Origin of the sequence: Streptomyces sp. NPDC058812 (assembly GCF_042744565.1) — a bacterium.
Taxonomy (GTDB): Bacteria; Actinomycetota; Actinomycetes; order Streptomycetales; family Streptomycetaceae; genus Streptomyces; species Streptomyces thinghirensis.
Map to the genome: position 1 here is coordinate 88165 of NZ_JBHYOB010000023.1, position 23419 is coordinate 111583.

Annotated in this window: 21 protein-coding genes; 4 read left to right on the forward strand and 17 right to left on the reverse strand. The window is 72.4% G+C overall.

The features are described 5' to 3' along the window. Positions 1 to 59: 59 nt before the first annotated feature. From ACFW48_RS33715 to aroH, 4 genes are all read right to left on the reverse strand, one after another. Positions 60 to 767, reverse strand: coding sequence for a lysophospholipid acyltransferase family protein (locus ACFW48_RS33715; RefSeq protein WP_386321696.1), 708 nt, complete (start codon positions 765 to 767; stop codon positions 60 to 62). Next, positions 764 to 1459 (reverse strand): (d)CMP kinase, encoded by a 696-nt coding sequence (gene cmk, locus ACFW48_RS33720; RefSeq protein WP_386321698.1) that lies wholly within the window; start codon positions 1457 to 1459, stop codon positions 764 to 766. The genes ACFW48_RS33715 and cmk overlap by 4 nt, the downstream gene beginning before the upstream one ends. Positions 1460 to 1569: 110 nt before the next feature. After that, positions 1570 to 2655: a prephenate dehydrogenase gene (locus ACFW48_RS33725; protein WP_386321700.1), complete on the reverse strand. Its 1086-nt coding sequence runs from the start codon at positions 2653 to 2655 to the stop codon at positions 1570 to 1572. Further along, the gene (aroH, locus tag ACFW48_RS33730) at positions 2652 to 3014 is read right to left on the reverse strand and encodes a chorismate mutase (RefSeq protein ID WP_121746120.1); all 363 of its coding nucleotides are present in this window, start codon (positions 3012 to 3014) and stop codon (positions 2652 to 2654) included. The genes ACFW48_RS33725 and aroH overlap by 4 nt, the downstream gene beginning before the upstream one ends. Before the next feature lie 134 nt (positions 3015 to 3148). Here aroH and ACFW48_RS33735 point away from each other — a divergent pair, with 134 nt between their 5' ends. Together ACFW48_RS33735 and ACFW48_RS33740 are read left to right on the forward strand one after the other, a co-directional pair. Further along, on the forward strand, positions 3149 to 3547 hold the full coding sequence (locus ACFW48_RS33735; RefSeq protein ID WP_386321702.1) for a Rieske (2Fe-2S) protein: 399 nt from the start codon (positions 3149 to 3151) through the stop codon (positions 3545 to 3547). A gap of 22 nt (positions 3548 to 3569) precedes the next feature. Next, positions 3570 to 4322, forward strand: coding sequence for a DNA polymerase beta superfamily protein (locus ACFW48_RS33740; RefSeq protein ID WP_386321704.1), 753 nt, complete (start codon positions 3570 to 3572; stop codon positions 4320 to 4322). Here ACFW48_RS33740 and ACFW48_RS33745 read toward each other — a convergent pair. The 12 genes from ACFW48_RS33745 to ACFW48_RS33800 all read right to left on the reverse strand — a co-directional run bounded on the left by ACFW48_RS33745 (position 4239) and on the right by ACFW48_RS33800 (position 17882). Continuing rightward, on the reverse strand, positions 4239 to 5000 hold the full coding sequence (locus tag ACFW48_RS33745) for a DNA polymerase beta superfamily protein (RefSeq protein ID WP_386321706.1): 762 nt from the start codon (positions 4998 to 5000) through the stop codon (positions 4239 to 4241). The two genes, ACFW48_RS33740 and ACFW48_RS33745, sit on opposite strands and share 84 nt — an antisense overlap. Before the next feature lie 4 nt (positions 5001 to 5004). Further along, positions 5005 to 6027: an ADP-ribosylglycohydrolase family protein gene (locus ACFW48_RS33750; protein ID WP_386321708.1), complete on the reverse strand. Its 1023-nt coding sequence runs from the start codon at positions 6025 to 6027 to the stop codon at positions 5005 to 5007. Continuing rightward, entirely contained in the window at positions 6024 to 6743 is a 720-nt protein-coding gene (locus ACFW48_RS33755) for an NUDIX domain-containing protein (protein ID WP_386321710.1), read from the reverse strand. The genes ACFW48_RS33750 and ACFW48_RS33755 overlap by 4 nt, the downstream gene beginning before the upstream one ends. A gap of 81 nt (positions 6744 to 6824) precedes the next feature. Next, positions 6825 to 7940 (reverse strand): pseudouridine synthase, encoded by a 1116-nt coding sequence (locus ACFW48_RS33760; protein WP_386321712.1) that lies wholly within the window; start codon positions 7938 to 7940, stop codon positions 6825 to 6827. Beyond that, positions 7940 to 8593 (reverse strand): SMC-Scp complex subunit ScpB, encoded by a 654-nt coding sequence (gene scpB / locus ACFW48_RS33765; RefSeq protein ID WP_386321714.1) that lies wholly within the window; start codon positions 8591 to 8593, stop codon positions 7940 to 7942. Before scpB ends, ACFW48_RS33760 begins: the two co-directional genes overlap by 1 nt. Continuing rightward, positions 8590 to 9975, reverse strand: coding sequence for a segregation and condensation protein A (locus ACFW48_RS33770; RefSeq protein ID WP_386321716.1), 1386 nt, complete (start codon positions 9973 to 9975; stop codon positions 8590 to 8592). The genes scpB and ACFW48_RS33770 overlap by 4 nt, the downstream gene beginning before the upstream one ends. Positions 9976 to 9993: 18 nt before the next feature. Further along, positions 9994 to 10506 (reverse strand): hypothetical protein, encoded by a 513-nt coding sequence (locus ACFW48_RS33775; RefSeq protein WP_386321718.1) that lies wholly within the window; start codon positions 10504 to 10506, stop codon positions 9994 to 9996. A 41-nt stretch (positions 10507 to 10547) separates the two neighbouring features. Next, positions 10548 to 11570, reverse strand: a complete 1023-nt coding sequence (locus ACFW48_RS33780; RefSeq protein ID WP_079160517.1) for a ParA family protein — start codon at positions 11568 to 11570, stop codon at positions 10548 to 10550. A gap of 492 nt (positions 11571 to 12062) precedes the next feature. Then, complete coding sequence (gene ald, locus ACFW48_RS33785) at positions 12063 to 13187, reverse strand: alanine dehydrogenase (protein ID WP_386321720.1); 1125 nt, start codon at positions 13185 to 13187, stop codon at positions 12063 to 12065. A gap of 132 nt (positions 13188 to 13319) precedes the next feature. Next, the gene (locus ACFW48_RS33790; protein WP_386321722.1) at positions 13320 to 15347 is read right to left on the reverse strand and encodes a tetratricopeptide repeat protein; all 2028 of its coding nucleotides are present in this window, start codon (positions 15345 to 15347) and stop codon (positions 13320 to 13322) included. 163 nt (positions 15348 to 15510) lie between these two features. Next, on the reverse strand, positions 15511 to 16146 hold the full coding sequence (locus tag ACFW48_RS33795) for an NUDIX domain-containing protein (RefSeq protein ID WP_386321724.1): 636 nt from the start codon (positions 16144 to 16146) through the stop codon (positions 15511 to 15513). A gap of 86 nt (positions 16147 to 16232) precedes the next feature. Next, positions 16233 to 17882, reverse strand: coding sequence for a CTP synthase (locus ACFW48_RS33800; RefSeq protein WP_386321726.1), 1650 nt, complete (start codon positions 17880 to 17882; stop codon positions 16233 to 16235). Positions 17883 to 18427: 545 nt separating this feature from the next. On the opposite strand from ACFW48_RS33800, the gene ACFW48_RS33805 reads away from it, so the two are divergent. Beyond that, positions 18428 to 20230, forward strand: a complete 1803-nt coding sequence (locus ACFW48_RS33805; RefSeq protein ID WP_386321751.1) for a glycoside hydrolase family 15 protein — start codon at positions 18428 to 18430, stop codon at positions 20228 to 20230. Between the two features lie 330 nt (positions 20231 to 20560). Further along, complete coding sequence (locus ACFW48_RS33810) at positions 20561 to 22195, forward strand: PucR family transcriptional regulator (protein ID WP_386321728.1); 1635 nt, start codon at positions 20561 to 20563, stop codon at positions 22193 to 22195. Between the two features lie 10 nt (positions 22196 to 22205). On the opposite strand, the gene ACFW48_RS33815 is transcribed toward ACFW48_RS33810, so the two are convergent. Next, entirely contained in the window at positions 22206 to 23351 is a 1146-nt protein-coding gene (locus ACFW48_RS33815; protein WP_386321730.1) for a glycosyltransferase family 4 protein, read from the reverse strand. Positions 23352 to 23419 lie beyond the last annotated feature (68 nt).

Sequence of the window (23419 nt, forward strand, 5' to 3'; positions counted from 1 at the left end):
TTCATCGTGGTGATCGTGGCGCACCCTGTCTCGCCGGGCGGGCCACTACTCAGTGTCGCCTAGCGCCCGGTGAGGCGCCTGGCGTTTTCCAGGTGCGCGGTGAGCTGCTTCTGGATGCGTTCGGTCGCCTCGTCCAGCGCCTTGCGGGTCCGCCGTCCGCTGCCGCCCGCCCGTCGCCCACCGCCACCCGTGCCGGAGCTTGGCACCCCTTCGATTGCGTCGAAGGGGTCGCCGAAGACGACGTCGATGCGCGAGCGCAGCGGAGGCAGCGCCTTTATCAACCGTCCGGGCCGGCCGGAACTTCCCAGCACCGCGACCGGGACGATCGGGGCGCCGCTGCGGACCGCGAAGTACGCGAGCCCGGCGCGCAGCGCGGCGAAGTCGCCCTCGCCCCGGGTGCCCTCCGGGAAGATGCCCAGCACGCCGCCGTTCTCCAGGACGCCCAGCGCCTGGGTGATGGCGGTGCGGTCGGCGGTCGAGCGGTCCACCTTCAGCTGGCCGATGCCGAGCAGGAAGGGGTCCAGCGGACCGATGAACGCCTCCTTCTTGATCAGGAAGTGCGTCGGCCGGGGCGCCACGCCCATGACCATCGGGCCGTCGACGTTGTGCGAGTGGTTGACGGCGTAGATCACCGGGCCGGTCGCGGGCACCCGCCAGGCGCCGAGCACGCGCGGCCGGAACAGCCCGTACATCAGGCCGACGCCGATACGCCGCCCGATCTCGGCACCCTTCTCGGAGGGGACGGGCGGGGTGGAGGGTGCGGTCACTTCCCCGCCCGCTTCTCCTCGACGAGGGTGACGACGCACTCGATGACCTGCGCGAGGGTGAGCTCGGTGGTGTCCACCTCGACCGCGTCGCCGGCCTTGGCCAGCGGCGACGTCTTGCGGCTGGAGTCGGCCGCGTCCCGCTTGATCAGGGCCTCGCGGGTGACGTTGACGTCGGCGCCCTTCAGCTCGCCGCTGCGGCGGGCGGCGCGGGCCTCCGCCGAGGCGGTGAGGAAGATCTTCAGGTCGGCGTCCGGCAGCACGGTCGTCCCGATGTCCCGGCCCTCGACCACGATGCCGAGCGGGGCGGAGACGGCGATCGTGCGCTGCAGCTCGGTGATCCGGGTCCGCACCTCGGGGACGGCGCTGACCGCGCTGACCTTGGAGGTGACCTCCTGGGTGCGGATCGGGCCGGCCACGTCCACGCCGTCCACCGTGATGGTGGGCGCCGCCGGGTCGGTGCCGGAGAGGATCTCGGGCTTTCCGGCCGCGGCGGCGATGGCGTGCGGGTCGTCGGTGTCGATGCCGTTGTTGACCATCCACCACGTGATCGCCCGGTACTGGGCGCCGGTGTCCAGGTAGCTCAGGCCGAGCTGTGCGGCGACGGCCTTCGACGTGCTCGACTTGCCCGTGCCGGAGGGGCCGTCGATGGCGACAATCACGGCCGGAACGGTCGGGGCGGCGCCGTTTTCCACGAGGGGACACCTTCCTGGTGCGGTGCGGTGGGTGGTGTGCGGGACGCGAACGCGCCCCGCACAAGGTTACTGGCTCTCCGGGACCCCTCCGACAGCCGTATCCCCGGGGATCACTGCCGGATCGCCCAGCCCCTTTCCTTGAGGGCCGCCGTCAGCACCGGAGCGGCCTTCGGCTCGACCATGAGCTGCATCAGGCCGGCCTGCTGACCGGTCGCGTGCTCGATCCGTACGTCCTCGATGTTGACCCCGGCCCGTCCCGCGTCCGCGAAGATGCGGGCCAGCTGGCCGGGCTGGTCGTCGATGAGGACCGCCACGGTCTCGTAGACGCGGGGTGCGCTGCCGTGCTTGCCCGGCACCCGCACCTGCCCGGCGTTGCCCCGCCGCAGCACCTCCGCGATGCCGGTGCCGCCCTCGCGGCGCTTGTCCTCGTCGGAGGACTGCAGGGCGCGCAGGGCCCGCACCGTCTCCTCCAGGTCGGCGGCGACGTCGGTGAGCAGGTCGGCGACCGGCCCGGGATTGGCGGCGAGGATGTCGATCCACATCCGAGGGTCGGAGGCGGCGATCCGGGTCACGTCGCGGATGCCCTGCCCGCACAGCCGTACGGCGGCCTCCTCGGCGTGCTCCAGACGGGCGGCGACCATGCTGGAGACCAGGTGGGGCATGTGGGAGACGAGGGCCACGGCACGGTCGTGGGCGTCCGCGTCCATCACCACGGGCACCGCGCGGCAGTGCGAGACCAGCTCCAGGGCGAGGTTCAGCACCTCGGTGTCGGTGTCCCGGGTCGGGGTCAGCACCCACGGGCGGCCTTCGAAGAGGTCGCCGGTGGCGGCCAGCGGCCCGGACTTCTCGCGGCCGGACATGGGGTGCGTGCCGATGTACGCCGCGAGGTCGATCCCCCGCGCCTCCAGCTCGCGCCGGGGGCCGCCCTTGACGCTGGCCACGTCGATGTACCCGCGGGCGGCGCCGCGCCCCATGACGTCGGCGAGCACGTCGGCCACCAGGGCCGGCGGAGCGGCGACGACCGCGAGGTCGACCGGCCCGTCCGGGGCCTCGTCGGTGCCGGCGCCCAGCGCGGCGGCGGTACGGACCTGCTCGGGGTCGCGGTCGGCCAGGTGGACGGTGACGCCCCGCTGGGTCAGGGCGAGGGCGGCGGAGGTGCCGATGAGACCGGTGCCGATGACGAGTGCGGTTCTCACTGGGCGATGTCCTTGCGCAGGGCCGCGGCGGCGCCGAGGTAGACGTGGGCGATCTCGGCACGGGGCCGGTCGGACTCGATGTGGGCGAGGACCCGGACGACGCGGGGCATGGCGCCCTCGATGTCCAGTTCCTGGGCGCAGATCAGCGGAACGTCGGTGATGCCGAGCTTGCGGGCGGCGGCGGCCGGGAAGTCGCTGTGCAGGTCGGGCGTCGCCGTGAACCAGATGCTGATCAGGTCGTCGCCGGTCAGGTCGTTGCGCTCCAGGACGGCGGTCAGCAGTGCCGCGACCTGCTCGTCCATGTGCCCGGCCTCGTCCCGCTCCAGTTGGACGGCGCCCCGGACCGCTCGTACCGCCACGGCGATGCTCCTTGCTGACGTGCGTATCGGTTGTTGGTCCGTCCAGCCTAGTCAGCCCGCCGCGTACGGGCCCGGGGCGCCCGTCTCCTGAGACGCTGGCCCGGCCGGAACCTCCCCTCCCCCGGAGCTGCGACATGACCCACACCCCGACCCGCCGTACGGTCCTCCTCTGCACGGGCGCCGCCGCGCTCTCCGTGGGCTGCGGCGGCGAAGGCGGGGACGGCGACGCCTCTGCCGCCTCGCCGGGACAGGAGCTGGCGCCGACGAGCGACATCCCGGTCGGCGGCGGCAAGATCTTCGCGGACCAGAAGATCGTGGTGACCCAGCCGGAACAGGGCGAGTTCAAGGCGTTCTCGGCGGTCTGCACCCACCAGAACTGCGTCGTGTCGGACGTGCGGGACGGCTCCATCGACTGCGCCTGCCACGGCAGCCGGTTCAGCATCACCGACGGCGCGGTGGAGCAGGGGCCAGCGACCAGGCCGCTGCCCGAGGAGCGGATCGCGGTGGACGGAAATTCGGTCCGGCTGGCGTGATCCCCCCGCGTACGCTCCGGGCATGGAACCCGAGACCCTGGTACGCGACCACAGCATTTACGCCTGTGTCACGGGTTCGCGCGCCTTCGGTCTGGCGACTGAGGACAGCGACACCGACCGCCGGGGCGTGTTCCTGGCCCCCACTCCCCTGTTCTGGCGCTTCGAGAAGCCACCGACGCACGTGGAGGGCCCGGCCGAGGAGCAGTTCAGCTGGGAGCTGGAGCGCTTCTGCGAGCTGGCCCTGCGCGCGAACCCGAACATCCTGGAGTGCCTGCACTCCCCGCTCGTGGAGTACGCCGACGCCACGGGCCGCGAACTGCTCGCCCTGCGCGACGCGTTCCTCTCCCGCCGGGCCTACGGGACGTTCACCGGCTACGCGCACGGGCAACGCCGCAAGCTGGACGCCGACGTGCGCACGCACGGCGCCCCGCGCTGGAAGCACGCGATGCACCTGCTGCGGCTGCTGATGTCCGCCCGCGACCTGCTGCGCACGGGCACGCTCACCACCGACGTCGGCGACCGGCGCGAGTCGCTGCTCGCCGTGAAGCGCGGCGAGGTGCCCTGGCCGGAGGTCGAGTCCCGGATGACCCGGCTGGCCGAGGAGGGCGAGGAGGCCGCCCGGCACAGTCCGCTGCCCGAGGAGCCGGACCGGCGCCGCGTCGAGGACTTCCTCGTCCGCACGCGCCACGCCTCAGCCCTCCGGGCGGTCCAGACGGACCCGTACGACGAAGTCGTGCAGGGCGTCGTACGCGGTGGGGGCGTCGGGCAGCGCTGACGCCGCCTGCGCCTCGTCCAGTACGCCGTGCAGCCGCTCTACGTCGGCGCGCACGCGCGCGTGGTCGACACCGGCGTCCCCGTGCTCGCGCTCCGCCTTGGCGGCGATCAGCTCGGGCAGGTAGTCCGGGGCGGCGTCGACCTCGCCGAGGAGCGTGGGCAGATGGGGCTGAAGCTCGGCGACGCGCATCAGGTGGATGCCGGTGAGCAGCACCCGGAAGGTGTACAGGAGCGGCTTCAGCTCGCCGGTCCTCTCGAACAGCCGCCACTGGGTGTTCGCGAACCCCCGGTAGTGGTGGGCGTGGTGGCTGGTGAGGACGCCCGGTGCGAGGGCGGCGAGCTCTCGGTGCGCGTCGGTGGTGTGCACGACCAGCGGTGACAGCAGTTGCTCCAGCACGTAGCCGTTGCGCCGCAGCATCAGCCGTACGAACTTGCGCAGGTCGTGCGTGACCAGGTCCATCTCGACGCCGTCCCGGTCCCACATCCGCGACCTGGTCTCCTCCGGCTCGCGCAGCCCGACCAGGTCGGCGGCGGGCAGCAGGTGCACGCCGCGCAGGTCGACGTCCGAGTCGCGGGAGGGGAAGCCGTAGAGGTGGGCGCCGGAGACGGTGGCGAACAGCACGGGGAAGGGCTGTTCGGCCACCACCGGGGCCAGGTCGATGTCCAGGGCGTCGATCATGCGCTCAAGCGTCCCAGAGCGCTCCGAGGGCCAGCAGGTCGCCCCGGTACTCGATGCGGTCGGCCCACTCGGCGGGCCAGGCGTCGGCGCCCAGGTGAGCGCCCGCGAAGGCACCCGCGAGGCAGGCGATGGAGTCGGAGTCGCCGGCGGTGCAGGCGGCGCGGCGCAGGGCGGTCAGCGGCTCGTCGACGAAGAGCAGGAAGCAGAGCAGCCCGGCCGCCATCGCTTCTTCGGCGATCCAGCCCTCGCCGACCACCAGGCAGGGATCGGTCTCCGGCGAGACGGTGCGCACCGCCTGCTGGAGGCGGTCGAGTATCGCCAGGCACTCGTCCCAGCCGCGGGCGATGAAGTGCTCGGGCGTCGGGTCCTGGGCGCGGGTCCACAGGTCGCCGAGCCAGCGCTCGTGGTAGCGGGTGCGGTTGTCGTAGGCGTACGACCGCAGCAGCCCGACCAGTCCGGTCGGCTCGGCTCCCTCGGCGAGCAACCGTACGGCGTGCGCGGTGAGGTCGGATGCGGCGAGGGCGGTGGGGTGCCCGTGGGTCAGCGCGGACTGCAACTGGGCGGCGCCCGCGCGCTGTTCGTCACTCAGACCCGGGACGAGCCCGACCGGCGCGACGCGCATGTTGGCGCCACAGCCCTTGGAGTGGATCTGGCTGGCGTCCTGCCAGGGGCGGTCCGGCCGCTCCAGGAGGTCGCAGGCGGTGAGGCAGGTGTTGCCCGGGGCCCGATTGTTCTCCGGCGACCGGTTCCAGGCGATGAACTCCCGCCGCACGGGCTCGGCCATCCCCTCGGGCGTCAGGACTCCGCGGTCCATGGCCGCCCGCAGCCCCTTCCCCAGCGCCAGCGTCATCTGGGTGTCGTCGGTGACGATCGCGGGCCGGGGCAGTGCCATCTCCCGCCAGGGCCCGCACTTGGCGAGGATCGCCGGGACGTCGTTGAACTCGGTCGGGAAGCCGAGCGCGTCCCCGAGGGCGAGGCCGGTGAGGGCCCCGGTGGCGGCGCGCTTGGTGACGGTGGTCGTGGTCATGCGGGGCGTCCTTCCCGAGGGGTGCGGAGCAGCGGCGGGTGCAGGGTGGTGGCCGGGCCGGCGCGGTGGAGCGCGGCCGGTTTGCCTCGGCCGCCGGTGAGGCGGGCGGCGCCCGGGACGGGTTCGACGAAGCCCGGGGTGGCGAGGACCTTCCGGCGGAAGTTGGGCCGGTCCAGGGCCGTGCCCCACACCGTCTCGTAGACCTGCTGCAACTCGCCGAGCGTGAACTCGGCCGGGCAGAAGGCGGTGGCCAGGCAGGTGTACTCCAGCTTGGCACCGACGCGTTCCCGGGCGTCGGCCAGGATCCGGTCGTGGTCGAAGGCGAGGTCGCGGGCCTTGTCGTACGGCACCCAGCGGGCCTCGGCCGCGTCACCGCCGCCGCGCGGTTCGGGAGGGTCGGGCAGCAGGGCGGCGAACGCGACCGACACGACCCGCATCCGGGGGTCGCGGCCGGGCTCGCTGTAGGTGCGCAGCTGCTCCAGGTGCAGCGCGCTCACGTCGGCCAGGCCGGTCTCCTCGGCCAGTTCCCGGCGGGCCGCCGTCTCCGCCGACTCGTCCGGCAGCAGAAAGCCGCCGGGCAGTGCCCAGCGGCCGGCGTACGGTTCCTGCCCCCGCTCGACGAGCAGCACGTGCAGCGCGTCCGCGCGGAGCGTGAGGACGGCGAGGTCGACGGTGACAGCGAAGGGCTCGAAGGCGTACTTGTCGTAGCCGTGCACAGGCGACCACCCCCTTTATAGTCACTCGGACTATAAAGGGGGTGGCCGACCCGTCACAACCCTCGCAGGGGGATCGACGGCTCAGAGCTCGACCTCCTGCATCAGCATCCCGACCTCCGTGTTGGACAGCCGGCGCAGCCAGCCCGACTTCTGGTCGCCCAGGGTGATCGGGCCGAAGGCGGTGCGCACCAGCTTGTCGACGGGGAAGCCCGCCTCCGCGAGCATCCGGCGGACGATGTGCTTGCGGCCCTCGTGGAGGGTGACCTCGACCAGGTAGTTCTTGCCGGTCTGCTCGACGACCCGGAAGTGGTCCGCGCGCGCGTACCCGTCCTCCAGCTGGATGCCGTCCTTGAGGCGCTTGCCGAGGTCGCGCGGGATCGGGCCCACGATGTGCGCGAGGTAGGTCTTCTTCACGCCGTACCGGGGGTGGGTCAGGCGGTGCGCCAGCTCGCCGTGGTTGGTGAGCAGGATCACGCCCTCGGTCTCGGTGTCGAGCCGGCCTACGTGGAAGAGGCGGGTCTCTCGGTTGGTGACGTAGTCCCCGAGGCACTGCCGGCCGTCCGGGTCCTCCATGGTGGAGACGACGCCGGCGGGCTTGTTGAGCGAGAAGAACTGGTACGACTGCGTCGCGACGGTCAGGCCGTCGACCTTGACCTCGTCCTTCTCCGGATCGACCCGCCTGCCCTGCTCGAGGACGATCTCGCCGTTGACCTCGACCCGGGCCTGCTCGATCAGCTCCTCGCAGGAACGCCGGGAGCCGTAGCCCGCGCGCGCGAGGACCTTCTGCAGCCGCTCGCCCTCCTGCTCGGCGCCGGGGAAGGTCTTGGGGGGCTTGACGTCCTTCTTGCCCGCGTACCGCTCGCGGTTGCGCTCCTCGGCCCGTGCCTCGTACTCGCGGGACGTGGCCGGGACCGAGCGCCCCCGCTGCAGGGGCTTCTTCGGCCCCCCCTTGGCGCCGCCGCGGGCCGCCGGGCCGCGGCCCGACTTCGGGCCCTCGTGCGTGGCGCCGGGCCCCACGTCGTAGCGCCGCTCCTCGGGGCGCGGGTTCTTCGGACGGCCGCCCTGCTTGTTGTCGCGGTTGCCACCGGCGCCGCGGGGGTTACCGCGGCCACCGCTGCTCCCGCCGCGGCCGCCGCTGTTGCCACCACGGCTCCCGCCGTTGTTTCCGCTGCTGTTCCTGCCGCTGCTGCTTCGCATCAAAGTTCCGTCTTGTCGTCTGCGTCCTCGGAATCCGGGGCGTCCGGATCGAACGACGGGACCCCTTCCAGTGTCTCGGCCTCGATCGCCGCCGCCTCCGGGAGGAAGGGCGCGAGCTCCGGGAGCTCGTCCAGGCCGCGCAGGCCCATCCGCTCCAGGAAGTAGTTCGTCGTCACGTACAGGATCGCACCTGTTTCGGGTTCCGTGCCCGCCTCCTCGACCAGACCCCGTTGCAGGAGGGTGCGCATCACGCCGTCGCAGTTCACGCCGCGCACCGCGGAGACGCGGCCGCGGCTGACCGGTTGGCGGTAGGCGACCACGGCGAGGGTCTCCAGCGCGGCCTGGGTGAGGCGGGCGTGCTGGCCGTCCAGGACGAAGCCCTCGACGGCCGCGGCGTACTCGGGGCGGCTGTAGAAGCGCCAGCCGCCCGCGATCAGGCGCAGCTCGAAGCCCCGGCCCTGCACGGTGTACTCGTCGGCCAGCTCACGCAGCGCGTCGGTGATCCGCCGCCGGGGCCGCTGGAGTATCCGGGCGAGGTGCTCCTCGGTCGCGGGCTCGTCGACGACCATGAGGACGGCTTCGAGGGCGGGCTTGAGTTCGAGGTCGGCGACGGCCTCCGGCCCGCCCGCGGCCTCCGTGGTCTCCTCAGTCACGCCTTCCGCTCCTCCTCGGTCTTCTCCGGCGGCCGGTCGAACTCGTCGGTCACCACCGGCTCGGTGTCCGCGTCCCCGCCCGTCCAGCGCACCAGCAGGTCACCGAGCGCGGTCTCCTGGTCCAGCTCGACGGCCTTCTCCCGGTACAGCTCCAGCAGGGCGAGGAAGCGGGCGACGACGGTCAGCGTGTCCTCGGTGTCCTCGACCAGGAGGCGGAAGCTGGCCTCTCCCAGCTCCTTCAGCCGGGCGACGACGATCCCGGCCTGCTCCTGCACGCTGACCAGGGGCGCGTGGATGTGCTCGACGTAGACCTGCGGTTTGGGCTTGGGCTGCATCGCCTTGACGGCGAGCTTGGCGAAGCCCTCCGGTCCGATGCTGATGACGACCTCGGGCAGCAGCTCGGCGTGGTGCGGCTCCAGCCCGACGGTACGGGGGTAGCGGCGGGCCTCGGCTTCGAGCCGCTCGTTGAAGATCTCCGCGATCTGTTTGTACGCGCGGTACTGCAGCAGCCGCGCGAAGAGCAGGTCGCGGGCCTCCAGCAGCGCCAGGTCGGCCTCGTCCTCGACCTCGGCGGCGGGCAGCAGCCGGGCCGCCTTCAGGTCGAGCAGCGTGGCCGCCACCACCAGGAACTCGGTCGTCTCGTCGAGGTCCCAGTCCGGCCCCATCGCCCTGATGTGCGCCATGAACTCGTCGGTCACCTTGGAGAGCGCGACCTCGGTGACGTCCATCTTGTGCCTGGAGATCAACTGGAGGAGCAGATCGAACGGCCCCTCGAAGTTGGCGAGCCGGACCTTGAAGACACCGTCGCCACCGTCGTCGGGCGCGCCCTCGGAAAGCGTGTGAGGCGTCTCTCCGGCCTCTGGCGGGCGCTCTGCCCCGCCTCCCGCCGGAGCCACCGGCGCCACGGCCGCGGAACCCGCCCCCGCCGCCTCCCCGCCGTCCGCCGCCCCGCCGGGCTCTGAGACCCCCTGCGCCACGCTCTCGCGGTCTGCGGGGCCGTACGCCGCCCCGGGGGCCTCCGGAGCGGCTGCGGGCGGCCGCACCGCGGCGTCGGGCCGAGGGCTCGCCGGCGCTTCCGGCTCGCCACGCGGCCCGGTGTCCAGGAGGGCACGCTCCGCCTCCGGCCCGGTTGCCGCGCGGGACATCTCCGGAGAGGTCGCGTCAGTCGGCGGGGCGGCCGGCGAAGCCGTGGTTTCCGATCGCTCCTCGGACGGCGCCGCCTGCGTGACCGCGGGCTCGGGGGGCTCGATGCCGGACGGCACCGCCTCGGGCGCCTCGGGGAGCGGCGGAACCGGCGGAGCCACCCGCCCTCCCGGACCTCGCCCCAGCGCACGCCGACGGCCGGCGCGGGCGCCGGGGCGGGGGGCGTCGTTCGAGGTCATGGCCCCCGCAGGCTACCGCTACCGTCCGCGCAGCCGTCGTACGAGGATGCTGGCGTCCCCGCGGGTCTCCAGATCGGCGAGGACCACGGCGACCGCCTCGCGGACGATGCGGCCGCGGTCGACGGCCAGTCCGTGCTCGCCCCGGAGCACCAGGCGGGCGTGCTCCAGGTCCATCAGCTCCTCGGCGGAGACGTACACGGTGATCTTCTCGTCGTGGCGCTCACGGCCGCTGGGTCGGCGCGAGGGGGACCGGCCACGCTTGCGCGGCTGGGCGGCGGCAGAACCTTCCTGCGCGCCCACGCCCGGCACGGAACCCCGCGCGGAGCGCTCCGCGCCCCGGCTGCGCGACTCGCCCGCCGAGCCCGGTTCCGCGTCCGCCGCGGCGTGCTCCGCGCCCTCGCCGTCACCGCCCTGCGCGGGCACCGACTGCGGTGCGTCCTCGGCGGCGGCCTGGTCGCTCTCCCCCGCCGGCGCCGGCACCCGGCCCTCGCCGCCCGCCGGTCGCCGCGGGGAGGAGGCCTGGAGCCCCATCCCCCCTGTCGTACGGAAGAGTTCGTCGGCCCCCGGCAGACTCACTCGGCGTGACACCGGGCGAGCACCTCCCTGGCGAGCTGGCGGTAGGCGGCGGCACCGACGGAGTTGGAGGCGTACGTGGTGATCGGCTCACCGGCGACCGTGGTCTCCGGGAAGCGGACCGTACGCCCGATGACCGTGTGGTAGACGTGATCGTCGAACGCCTCGACGACACGCGCGAGCACCTCACGGCTGTGGACCGTGCGCGAGTCGTACATCGTGGCGAGGATGCCGTCGAGCTCCAGGTCGGGGTTGAGCCGCTCCTGGACCTTCTCGATCGTCTCGGTCAGCAGCGCCACACCGCGCAGCGCGAAGAACTCGCACTCCAACGGCACGATCACCTTGTGCGCGGCCGTCAGCGCGTTGACCGTGAGCAGACCGAGCGAGGGCTGGCAGTCGATCACGATGTAGTCGTAGTCGTCCATCAGCGGCTTCAGCGCCCGCTGCAGCGTGGACTCGCGCGCGACCTCGCTCACCAGCTGCACCTCGGCCGCCGACAAGTCGATGTTGCTGGGCAGCAGGTCCATGTTGGGGACCGCGGTCTTCAGCAGCACCTCGTCGGCCGCCATGCCCCGCTCCATGAGCAGGTTGTAGACGGTGAGGTCGAGCTCCATCGGGTTGACGCCGAGACCGACCGAGAGCGCGCCCTGCGGGTCGAAGTCGACGAGCAGCACCCGGCGCCCGTACTCGGCGAGCGCGGCACCCAGGTTGATGGTCGACGTGGTCTTGCCGACGCCGCCCTTCTGGTTGCACATCGCGATGATCTTCGCGGGGCCGTGCTCGGTCAGCGGGCCCGGAATCGGGAAGTAGGGCAGCGGGCGTCCGGTCGGTCCGATGCGCTCACGGCGCTGGCGGGCCGCGTCGGGCGCGAGCGTGGCGGCGTACTCGGGATCGGGCTCGTACTCCGCGTCCGGGTCGTAGAAGTGCCCCTCGGGCAGTTCGTCGTAGTCGGCGAAGTGGTTGCGGGACGCGCCACTTCCGTTGCCGGCCATGGCGTTCACGTGTTGGCCATCCATACTCATGTGTGCTGTCTGAGTTGCCTGCGGACTCTGGTGGGCTGCGAAGGTGCGTACAGCGACGGAGCCGACAGCCTCGAGACGCCCGGGGCCGTGGGCCCGTGCAGGCGTTCCTGGTTGACCACCCCCGGGAGTAAATGTCGACTCATTCACAAGTCGTCTTACCTCCTTGGGGACCAGGAAACTTCTAGACAGGTCAGCGTGGCACCATGCCGACGTTCGGTGACTCTATGGCGTGTCGGGCGTCCGCAGCAACACAATCCGCCGGACCCGGCCCGATGTGTCGGCAATGAAACATCCCTCTGTCAAGGGCGTACGGCCGTCGCACAGCAGGTTTCACCGGTGCGCGAATCGGTTGAAGCGTTACGTTCGAGGCGAGTTGGCCGAGAATCGCAAAGTGACCATACACACACCCGGCCGGACCTTGTCGGGCAAGGTCCGGCCGGGTGTGTGGGGTTGACGGCGACTGTTGACGTATCGCCTTTTCCGGTTGGTGACTTAGCCGAGCAGGGTGACCGGGTCGACATACTCCAGACCGTGCGCCTCGGCGACCTCGCGGTAGACGACCTTGCCGTCATGCGTGTTGAGACCCTTGGCCAGCGCGGGGTCGCGGCGCAGCGCCTCGACCCAGCCGCGGTTCGCCAGCTCCACGATGTACGGCAGCGTGGCGTTGGTGAGGGCGTTGGTGGAGGTGTTCGGCACCGCGCCCGGCATGTTGGCGACGCAGTAGAAGACCGAGTTGTGGACCGGGAAGGTCGGCTCGGCGTGCGTGGTGGGACGCGAGTCCTCGAAGCAGCCGCCCTGGTCGATCGCGATGTCGACAAGAACACTTCCGGGCTTCATCCGGGAGACCAGCTCGTTGGTGACGAGCTTCGGGGCCTTGGCACCCGGGATGAGCACCGCGCCGATGACCAGGTCGGCGTCGATGACGGCCTTCTCCAGCTCGAAGGAGTTGGACATGACGGCCTTGACCTTGGTGCCGAAGATCTTGTCGGCCTCGCGCAGCTTGTTGATGTCGCGGTCGAGCAGGGTCACGTCGAAGCCCATGCCGACGGCGATCTGAGTGGCGTTCCAGCCGGAGACGCCACCGCCGATGACGACGGCCTTGGCCGGGATCACGCCGGGGACGCCACCGGGCAGCACACCGCGGCCGCCGTTGGCGGCCATCAGGTGGTAGGCGCCGACCTGGGGGGCCAGCCGGCCGGCGACCTCGGACATCGGGGCCAGCAGCGGCAGCGCGCGGCTGGGCAGCTCGACGGTCTCGTAGGCGATCGCGGTGGTGCCGGACTCGATGAGCGCGTCCGTGCACTCCTTGGAGGCGGCCAGGTGCAGGTAGGTGAAGAGCGTCTGGTCCTTGCGGAGGCGGTGGTACTCCTCCGCGATGGGCTCCTTGACCTTCAGCACCAGGTCGGCGGCGGCCCAGACCTCGTCGGCGGTGTCGAGTATCCGCGCGCCGGCGGCGACGTACTCGGCGTCCGGGATCGAGGAGCCGACGCCGGCCTCGCGCTCGATGACGACCTGGTGACCGTGGCGCACCAGCTCGTGCACGCCGGCGGGGGTGATGGCCACCCGGAACTCGTTGTTCTTGACCTCGCGGGGGATACCGACCTTCACGTCGATCACGGTCCTTGGCTCAGAGGGTTGGGCTATTTCTACACGTACCCGTATGCACGTGGGCACAACGGGAGAGACCGCAAGAACGTGCGGCAGAGCCAGTCTAATGAAGGTGTTCCCGCTGTCCAGCCTTTCAAAGCATCAATCTTCAGACGATGCGCTGCGGATTTCGCAGGCCTCGACGGGATCTTCCCTCAGCATGCGATCCGCTGCGCTCCGCTGCAGCCCGGCAGCGGTGGGATCGCCGAGGTGGTCGAGCGTGTCGGCCAGCCGCAGGTGCAGGGCGGCCTGGAGCCGGACGTCCTCGGCCCGGCGTGCCCACTCGACGGCCTCCTGGCAGGTGCGCAGCGACTCCTCGGGGCGTCCGGCGTACTCCTGCACACGGGCCAGCTCGCTCAACGCCCGCGCGTGCGCGGCCACGTCGCCCGCCTTGCGGTACCCGGCGACCGCGGCGCGCCAGCCCCGCTGCGCCTCGCCGTAGCGGCCGGCGTAGGTGTGGGCGGTGGCGAGCCGGCCGTAGACGCGGGCGGCGTCGGCCCGCTCGTCCCGGGCGAGCCGCTGGGCGAGGGCCCGGCCGAACCAGTCGGCGGCCCGGTCGTAGTCCCCGAGCTCCAGATGGGCGCCGCCTACGGATTCCATCGCGCGGCCGGTCGCGTACGGGTCGTTCGCCTCGCGTCCGGCGTCCAGCGCCGCCCGGTAGCGGACGAGTGCCTCGGCGGTGCGGCCGGTACGGGCGTCCAGGTCGGCCAGGTTCAGCAGGGCCGCCGCCTTCTCCCGGGGCAGCTCGCGGCGCTCGGCCACGTCGAGGACGAGGCGGTGGATGCCGTACAGGTCGGGAGCCGCCGCCTGGGTGCCGAAGTGGGCCACCATGGTCCGCACCAGCTGGGACATCAGTCTGCGGGCGAGGGTGTCCAGCTCCCCGTCGGCGACCGCGAGCCGCGCCGCGGCCAGCAGGGCGGGCCGGCGGACCCGCAGCCAGTCGGCGGCGGCCCTCGGATGGGGGAAGCGCAGGGCGCGCGGCATCCCGAGGAGCTTCTCGCGGGCCTGCGGGCTGTCGGTCTCGGTGACCGCCCGGCAGGACTGGAGCAGCCGCACCGTCCGCTCCAGCATGCGGGCGCGGGCGAGCTGCAGCTCGGCGGGCCGGTCATGGGTCTCGGCGAGGGCCCTCAGCCGGTCGTGCAGGCACCCGGGGACCTCGTACTCGGGCAGCGGCGAGTCGACCGCCCGCAGCACGCCGAGGGCGACGAAGTCGTCCAGGGTGGTGCGGGCGCCGCCCACCGAGCAGCCGGCGAGCGCGGAGGCGGTGTGCGGGTCGACCAGGCCGGCCGGGGCGAGGGAGAGCAGGCGCAGTATCCGGGCGGCGGGGCTGGGCAGGGACGCGTAGGCGAGGCGGAAGACGCGGCTGAGGGCGGTGCCCTCGTCGCCCTCCGCGTGCACGTGCTTGGCGAGGTCGGCGACGGCCGCCTGGGGACGGGCGGCGAGCCAGCCGCCGGCCAGGGTCAGCGCGGCGGGCTGGGCCTGGCAGACCTCGACCAGCTGCTCGGCGGCCCGGGGGTCGACGGTGATGCGGACCGAGCCGGTGTGCCGGGACAGCAGCTCCACGGCCGACTTGGTGTCCAGGCCGCCCAGTGTGCAGGGGCGGACGTCGGCGATGCCGGTCAGCGGGCCCTCGGCGACGACGACGGCCAGGCAGTCCGGGGTGTCCGGCAGCAGGGCGTCGACCTGCTCGGCGTCGGCCGCGTCGTCGAGCAGGAGCAGGACCTCGCGGTCGGCGAGGGCGGTGCGGAGCGCGTCGGTGAGGTCGTCCTCGCCGGCCCCGGGCGGGGTGGGCCGGTCCAGCTCGCTCAGCAGTTCCCGGGCGAGCCGCTCGACGGGCACACGGGTGCCGTCCGGTTCGCTCAGCCGGGCGCGCAGCACGCCGTCGCGGTAACCGTCCGCAACCTGGGCCACCAGCTCCTCGGCGAGCGCGGTGCGGCCGGAACCGGGCCGGCCGGCGATGAGCAGCACGCGCGCGCGGGGTGCCTTGCGGCCGGAGAGGGTGTCCAGGCCCGCGCGCTCGATGTCGGCGCGCAGCTCCTTCAACTCCCGGGTGCGGCCCAGGAACCGACTCTCCTCAGCAGGGTCCTCCGACAGCCGTACGCCGTCCGTGTCCACCGCCTGATCCGTCACGGGCCACACTCCCGATCCCACCGCACGCCGGCGCCCGCCGGAACCCCGGTTCGGGCGTTTCCAGAGCCTAGTTCACGCTCTGCTACGTTCCCTGCGGAGCGCGGCGGGCACATCCCTCGATCGGATCAACCGATGGTCACACCACGGCGGGCGAGAGTGTTTCTCAGGCCTCGAACGGACGAGCCGGCCACGGCGCCTGAGCCGGACGGAGCGCGTCGAGCCCGTCGCCCTGCTCCGCCGCCACCAGCGAGAGCACACCCACGACCAGGCAGTTGTTGTGCAGCTCGCCCGCGAGCACCCCCCGCACCAGATCCGCCACGGGCACCCGGGCCAGCTCCATGTCGGCCTCTTCGTCCTCGACCTCGAAGCGCTCGCCCTCGGCGTCCGACAGGTCCCGGGCGAGGAAGATCCGTACGGCCTCGTCGCAGCCGCCGGGGGTGGTGTAGACGTCGGTCAGCACCCGCCAGTCCTCGGCCTTGACGTGCGCCTCCTCGTACAGCTCGCGCTGGGCCGCGTGCAGCGGGTTCTCGCCGGGGACGTCGAGCAGGCCGGCCGGGATCTCCCACAGCTTCTCGCGCACGGGGTGCCGGTACTGCCGGATGACCAGGACGCGCCCCTGGTCGTCCAGGGCGAGGACGGCCACGGAGCCCGGGTGGACCTGGTAGTCACGGGTCACCACGGAGCCGTCGGGCATGACCACGTCGTCCGTGCGGACGGAGGTCTTCTTCCCCCGGAAGGGCGTCTCGGTGCCCCGGATCTCCCACTCCTCGGGGATGTCCTTGATCGTGCTGCCCGTCATGCCTGACCTGCCCTTCCAGACGTACGCGAAAAGCCGGGGCCCGCGCGGGTGAATGCGCGCGCCCCGGCCACCGTACAACTGGTGTGTTACTTCGACGTCTTCCGCTCGACCGCGGCCTTGACCAGCCCGGCGAAGAGCGGGTGCGGGCGGGTCGGGCGCGAGCGCAGCTCCGGGTGCGCCTGCGTGGCGACCAGGTAGGGGTGCACGTCGCGCGGGTACTCGACGTACTCGACGAGCTTGCCGTCCGGGGAGGTGCCCGAGAAGAGGATGCCCGCCTTCTTCTCCAGCTCCGCGCGGTAGGTGTTGTTCACCTCGTAGCGGTGGCGGTGCCGCTCCTCGACGTACTCCTTGCCGTCGTAGACCTCGCGCACGATGGAGCCCTCGGCCAGCTTGGCCGGGTACATGCCGAGCCGCATCGTGCCGCCCATGTCGCCCTCGCCGGCCACGATGTCCAGCTGCTCGGCCATCGTGGAGATGACCGGGTGACCGGTGGCCGGGTCGAACTCGGTGGAGTTGGCGTCCGTGATGCCGGCCAGGTTGCGCGCGGCCTCGACCACGATGCACTGCAGGCCCAGGCAGAGACCGAGCAGCGGGATCTTGTTCTCTCGGGCGAAGCGGATCGCGCCGACCTTGCCGAGCACGCCCCGGTCACCGAAGCCGCCCGGGATGCAGATGGCGTCGACGTCACCGAGCTGCGCCTTGGCGCCGGCCGCCGTCTTGCAGTCGTCGGACGTGACCCACTTGATCTTCACGCGGGCCTTGTTGGCGAAGCCGCCCGCACGCAGCGCCTCGGTCACCGACAGGTAGGCGTCGGGCAGGTCGATGTACTTGCCGACCAGGGCCATCGTGATCTCGTGGTCGGGGTTGTGGACGCGGTCGAGCAGATCGTCCCAGGTCGTCCAGTCCACGTCGCGGAACGGCAGGTCCATCTTTCGGACGACGTAGGCGTCCAGGCCCTCGGTGTGGATGACCTTGGGGATGTCGTAGATCGACCGGGCGTCGGGGCAGGCCACCACGGCGGCCTCGTCGACGTCGCACATCAGGGAGATCTTGCGCTTGATCGCGGTCGGCACCTCGCGGTCGCAGCGCAGCACGATCGCGTCCGGCTGGATACCGATGTTGCGCAGCGCCGCGACCGAGTGCTGGGTCGGCTTCGTCTTCAGCTCACCGGAGGGGCCGATGTACGGCAGGAGCGAGATGTGGACGACGAAGACGTTGTCGCGGCCGACCTCGTGCCGCACCTGGCGGACGGTCTCCAGGAACGGCAGCGACTCGATGTCGCCGACCGTGCCGCCGACCTCGGTGATCACGACGTCCACCTCGTCCGTCGCCATGCGGCGGATGCGGTGCTTGATCTCGTTGGTGATGTGCGGGATGACCTGGACCGTGTCGCCCAGGTACTCGCCGCGCCGTTCCTTGGCGATCACCGTGGAGTACACCTGGCCGGTGGTGACATTGGCGGAGCCGTCGAGGTCGCGGTCGAGGAAGCGCTCGTAGTGGCCGATGTCCAGGTCGGTCTCGGCGCCGTCGTTGGTGACGAACACCTCACCGTGCTGGAAGGGGTTCATCGTGCCAGGGTCGACATTGAGGTACGGGTCGAGCTTCTGCATCACGACGCGCAGACCCCGTGCCTTGAGCAGCATGCCGAGGCTGGAGGCGGTCAGCCCCTTGCCGAGCGAGGAGGCGACACCCCCGGTGACGAAGATGTGCTTGGTCGTCGAGGATTTGGGCGGCATGGCCAAAGGGGGGCTCCCGTGGTCGCGGTCTGGGGTGCGGTGCGTTCGTCGTCCGACCCGGTCGTACCGGGTTGTCGTCGGCGGCGCCGTCGCTGCGGTTCCGGGGTTTTTCTCCCACCGGTCCACGGGCTACCAGCGTATCAGCGCCTCGGGGCGGCGGCTTCCGGCCACCCTCCGCGCACGCCCGGACACTCAGGCGAGCGGCTCACCGTTTCCTCACCCGGTGGTCACTCGTTCGGCGGACCCGGGTTGCCCGGAGCGGCACACAGATCATCTACGTGCGTCGTATCCTGCTCGGACGTTCGCTGCCGAGCCCACCCGGCGACATGGCACCACCCCTCGCCCGTCAGTACCGGAACAACGAGAGCTCGTCAGTTCGTTGAGCAACAATTGTCGTTTGCGGCACAGCGTTTGGCTTCACGGCCGGACGGCTGCTTTGCTTCATGGCTCAACGACGCATGACCCACACCCCTCGACCCACCCCCTTGACCGCACTAGCGACCGCCCCCACGCGGGGTGACGTGGCCGTTCGACTGGAGTTGCACGTGGCCGGGCGCATCGAAGACTACGCACTCATCGGAGACATGCAGACCGCCGCCCTGGTCTGCCGGAACGGCACAGTCGACTGGCTGTGCCTGCCCCGCTTCGACTCGCATGCCATCTTCGCCGGTCTGCTGGGCACCGGGGAACACGGCTTCTGGCGGCTCGGGCCCGCCTACGCCCCCGGCGCCGAACCGCCCACAGCGGACCGGCGGACCTACCGCGGCGACTCGCTGATCCTGGAGTCCGAGTGGGACACCCCGCGCGGCACGGTCCGGGTGACCGATTTCATGCCGCCGCGCGACGGCGCGCCGCAGCTGATCCGGATCGTGGAGGGTGTCTCCGGCCGGGTGCCGATGCGCTCGGAGCTGCGGATGCGGTTCAGCTACGGCCGTGTGGTCCCTTGGGTGCACAAGCACGAGGGCCGCACGGTGGCCGTCGCGGGCCCCGACTCCGTGTGGTTCGACACAGAGGCCGAGACCTACGGCAAGGCGCTCACCACGTACGCGGACTTCACGGTCTCGCCGGGCGAGCGGATCGCCTTCACCATCTCCTGGGAGCCCTCGCACAAGGAGCCGCCGGCGCTGCCGGAGCCCGAGCAGTCGCTGGAGGCCACCGAGGACTTCTGGCGCGACTGGGTCGAGCACTGCACGTACCACGGCCCCTACCGGGAGGCCGTGGTCCGCTCCCTGATCACGCTGAAGGCCCTCACCTACGCCCCCACCGGCGGCATCGTCGCCGCCCCCACCACCTCCCTGCCGGAGGACATCGGCGGCGTCCGCAACTGGGACTACCGCTACACCTGGCTGCGCGACGCGGCGATCACCCTGTCCTCGCTGCTGCGCACGGGCTACCGCGAGGAGGCCCGCGCCTGGCGCGAGTGGCTGCTGCGCGCGGTCGCGGGCGACCCGGAGAACCTGCAGATCATGTACGGCATCGCCGGTGAGCGCGAGCTGGGCGAGGCGGAACTGGACTGGCTGCCCGGCTACGAGGACTCCACCCCGGTCCGGGTCGGCAACGGCGCGGCCCACCAGCTCCAGCTGGACGTCTACGGCGAGGTCACCGAGGCCCTGCACCTGGCCCACATGACGGGCCTGTCCCGCAACGACTACGCCTCGCTGCTCCAGCTCAAGCTGATCCGCTACCTGGAGGACCACTGGCAGGAGCCGGACGAGGGCATCTGGGAGGTGCGCGGCCCGCGCCGCCACTTCGTGCACTCCAAGGTGATGGCCTGGGTCGCCGTCGACCGCACCATCAAGCTGATCGAGTCCGGCGACGCCGACGGCCCGCTGGAGCGCTGGAAGCAGCTGCGCGACGACATCCACCGGGACGTGTGCGAGAAGGGCTACGACAAGGAACGCAACACCTTCACGCAGTCCTACGGCTCCCAGGAGCTGGACGCCTCACTGCTGCTGATCCCGCAGATGGGCTTCCTGCCGCCGGACGACAAGCGCGTCATCGGCACCATCGAGGCCATCCAGCGTGAGCTGTCCACGTCGGACGGCTTCATCCTGCGCTACCCGACGGAGGGCGGCAGCGAGGGCGTCGACGGCCTGCCCGGCGACGAGGGCGCCTTCCTCGCCTGCTCGTTCTGGATGGCCGACGACCTGGCGATGATCGGCCGGGTGGACGAGGCCCGCAAGCTCTTCGAGAAGCTCCTCTCCCTCCGCAACGACCTGGGCCTCCTGGCCGAGGAATGGGACCCCCGCCTCCAGCGCCAGGTCGGCAACTTCCCCCAGGCCTTCAGCCACGTCCCCCTGATCGACACGGCGCTGCGGCTGACGGCGAGCGGGGCTTACGGGGGCTGACGAGCCGGTCTGCCACTGCCCGCAGCGGCGCGGCCCGCCGCCGCTGCGGGCAGTCGTGCGCCGCCGCCTCCCCCTGCGGGCAGTCGTGCCTCCCCCAGTGCCTGAACGGCCTGGGAGGTACCCCCAGGGGCAGCACGGGTGGGCGGTGGGGGCACCTCCCGCTCGAGCGAAGCCGAGAGTGGGGGAGGCACCCGGCCGGCGCCGGTTCGCGTCACCCGCCCCCGGCCCACTCCCACGCCGGGCACGCAGCTCACACAGCTCACGCCACAGGCACAAGACACCCGGCACCGAAGATGTGCCCGCCCGACACCCCCAGGTACCGTCCGCCCCATGAACACCCCCAGCGCACCCCCACCCTCGGGGATCACCGTGCAGCGCGCCCTGGAACTCCCCGGCCTCCGCAGCGGCCTCCCGGAGATCCTCGCCGGCGCCGACCGTCTGCACCGCACCGTGCGCTGGGTCCACGCCGGCGAGGTCCCCAACATCGCCTCCCTCCTCAAGGGCGGCGAACTCCTCCTCACCACCGGCTACGGCCTCGGCACTCGCCCCGCCGAGCAGCGCGCCTTCGTCCGCACCCTCGCCGAGCGCGGCATCGCGGCCCTCGTCGTGGAACTCGGCCCGCGCTTCGCCCGCCTGCCCGCCGCCCTCGTGGACACCGCCCGCGCGGCGGGCCTCCCGCTCGTCCAGCTGCACCGCGAGGTGCCGTTCGTGACGGTCACCGAGGAGATCCACACCGAGATCGTCAACGGCCACTACGCACTCCTCCAGCGGGCCGAAGAAGTGCACCGCCGTTGCACGGAGGCCCTCCTCGGCGGCGGCGGGGTGCCCCAGGTACTCGGCATCCTGGCCGACTTCGGCGACAACCCGGTCTTCCTGGAGACCACCGACGGCCGCCTGCTGTACGCCGCCGGCTCCGGCCCCGAGGGCGCCGACCCGCTCCAGGTGTGGGAGGGGCTGCGCGGCCCGCACAAGGAAGCCCCGCCGCCGGCGGGCTCGGTCCTGGTGGACGTGCCCGGCGGTGGCCCCGGCACCGGGTCGGTACGCGCCCGGCTCGTTCTCCTGCCCGTACGGTCCCCGCTGGCGCCGGTGCACCGGATGGCGGCCGAGCGGGCGGCCGGCATCCTCGCCGTGGTTTTGATGCAGGCCCGCCAGGAGGAGGAACTGGCGGCGCGCGGGCGCGGCGACTTCCTCACCGACCTCGCCGAGGGCCGGATCACCCCGGAGGACGCCCCGGCGCAGGCGCGCGTCCTGGGCTTCAAGCCGGGCGCCGGCCCGCTGCTCCCGGTGGTGATGCGGCTCGGCGACACCCTGTCCCCCGCCGGCGGCGGCTGGGCGGTGCTGGCGCGCGCGGTCGCCGAGGAGCTGGCCTCGGTCGGGGTGCCGGTCCTGCTGGGCGTACGGCCGGTGGAGGGCCGGGTCCCGCTCCTGCTGGGCCTGCGCGCGGAGACGGAGCGGGCGGCGGTCGCCGACCGGGTCGCGGTGGCGCTGCGGGCGGGCGTGGAGCGGGCCGGGATGCAGCCGCCGGGGGCGCAGCCGCCCGTCGTGGTCGTCGGAGTGGCCGGCGGCTGGGCGGCGGCGTCCGCGAGTCTCAGGCACGCGGCGGAGACGGCGACCGCTGCCCAGGGCCTCACCGACCGGCCCTGGTACGACGCCCGACGCCTCGACATCGACCTGTTGCTGTGGCGGCTGCGCGAGCATCCGGACCTCGCGGCCTTCGTGGACCGGGCGATCGGCCCCCTGCGCGACCACGACAACCGCTCCAAGCCGCCCCTGCTGCCCACCCTCCAGACGTACCTGGCGCACGCGGGACGCAAGGCGGAGACGGCGCGCGAGCTCCACCTCAACCGGCAGACGCTCTACAACCGCCTGGCGCGGATCGGGGAGCTGCTGGGCACCGACCTCGACGACCCGCAGACCGTCCTCGCGTTGAGCCTGGCCCTGCGCGCCCGCCGCCACGTGCCGTGACGCGGCGCGTCTAGAGCAACGGCGTCGGCTGCGTCAACTCGTCGTAGACGCTGAGGACCTGGGCGACGGTCTCGTCCTCGGTCGGCCAGGTGGCCGCCTGCCGTACGCCGCGGTCCTTGAGCTGCTCGCACCGCCCCGGGTCGGCGAGCAGCCGGACGACGGCGTCCGCGAGGGCCTCCGCGTCCCCGTCCGGGACGAGTTCGGCGGCGTCGCCGACGAGTTCGGGGATGCCGCCCACGTCGCTCGCGACGAGCGGCACGCGCGCGTGGAGCGCCTCCTGGGCGAGGACGGAGCGCGCCTCCCGGCGGCTCGGCAACAGGGCGAGATCGGCCGCCGCCAGAAGGTCGGTGACGTCGTCGCGGCTGCCGATGAGCACCACCGGCAGTCCCTCGTCCTCGATCCGCCGCTGCAACTCCGCGCGCAGAGGGCCCTCCCCGGCGACGACGACCAGCGGTACCGGGTCGAGCCGGCGCCACACGCGCGCCGCGTCGAGCAGGACGTCGTAGCCCCGGTGCCCTTCCAGGGAGCCGACCGCGATCAGCAACGGGCGGCCGATGGAGCCGAGTTCGGCCCGGACCTTCGGACGCCGCCGGTCGGGGTCGTCGGCTTCGGCCGGCCGGCACGGGCGGACGGGGAGCGCGACGGGGCCGAGCCGGGCGTCCCGCGCGCCCGTTCGCCGTGCCCGGTCGACCAGCTCCGAGGTGGCGCCGAGCACTACGGTGGCGGCCTTCACCACCCGTCTTTCCAGGACGCGCAGCAGTTGGGCGCGCGCTCCTTCGGCATGGACCCGGTCGTGCCAGGTGACGACGAGCGGAGTGCGGACCCGGCGTCCGCCGAGGGCCAGCGCGGCGCGGAAGGAGGCGTGCAGCCCGTGCGCGTGCACCAGGTCGGCGTCGGCGCACACCGCCCGCAGCGCGGCAACGGACACGGGGTCGCTGCTGCGCGGCACGTGCACGTGGTCGGCTCCGGCGCCCGTGAAGTCGTAGGTGCGTTCCGCATCGGCGGGGGCGCACACCGTCACTTTCACGCCCCGTGCGACGAGCCCCGCGGCCAGGGAGCGCACGTGCGTGCTACTGCCGGCGTTGCCGCCGCCCAGCACCTGCACGGTGCGCAGCGGCGACTGGCCGTGCGGTGAGTGGCTGCTCACGGGGGTCACGTGGCCGGGAACTCCTGGTTCGGCGGGGGACGGTCACGAAGAACGTACAGAAGGACGGTGCGGAGAGG

Bases quoted from the DNA above. Each gene is read 5' to 3' on its own strand.
- ACFW48_RS33750 (WP_386321708.1), bottom strand. From the start codon at position 6,027: ATGACCACGACCACCGTCACCAAGCGCGCCGCCACCGGGGCCCTCACC.
- ACFW48_RS33810 (WP_386321728.1), top strand. From the start codon at position 20,561: ATGAACACCCCCAGCGCACCCCCACCCTCGGGGATCACCGTGCAGCGC.
- ACFW48_RS33735 (WP_386321702.1), top strand. From the start codon at position 3,149: ATGACCCACACCCCGACCCGCCGTACGGTCCTCCTCTGCACGGGCGCC.
- ACFW48_RS33775 (WP_386321718.1), bottom strand. From the start codon at position 10,506: ATGGGGCTCCAGGCCTCCTCCCCGCGGCGACCGGCGGGCGGCGAGGGC.
- ACFW48_RS33770 (WP_386321716.1), bottom strand. From the start codon at position 9,975: ATGACCTCGAACGACGCCCCCCGCCCCGGCGCCCGCGCCGGCCGTCGG.
- ACFW48_RS33800 (WP_386321726.1), bottom strand. From the start codon at position 17,882: ATGCCGCCCAAATCCTCGACGACCAAGCACATCTTCGTCACCGGGGGT.
- ACFW48_RS33795 (WP_386321724.1), bottom strand. From the start codon at position 16,146: ATGACGGGCAGCACGATCAAGGACATCCCCGAGGAGTGGGAGATCCGG.
- ACFW48_RS33780 (WP_079160517.1), bottom strand. From the start codon at position 11,570: ATGAGTATGGATGGCCAACACGTGAACGCCATGGCCGGCAACGGAAGT.
- ACFW48_RS33740 (WP_386321704.1), top strand. From the start codon at position 3,570: ATGGAACCCGAGACCCTGGTACGCGACCACAGCATTTACGCCTGTGTC.
- ACFW48_RS33745 (WP_386321706.1), bottom strand. From the start codon at position 5,000: ATGATCGACGCCCTGGACATCGACCTGGCCCCGGTGGTGGCCGAACAG.
- ACFW48_RS33760 (WP_386321712.1), bottom strand. From the start codon at position 7,940: ATGCGAAGCAGCAGCGGCAGGAACAGCAGCGGAAACAACGGCGGGAGC.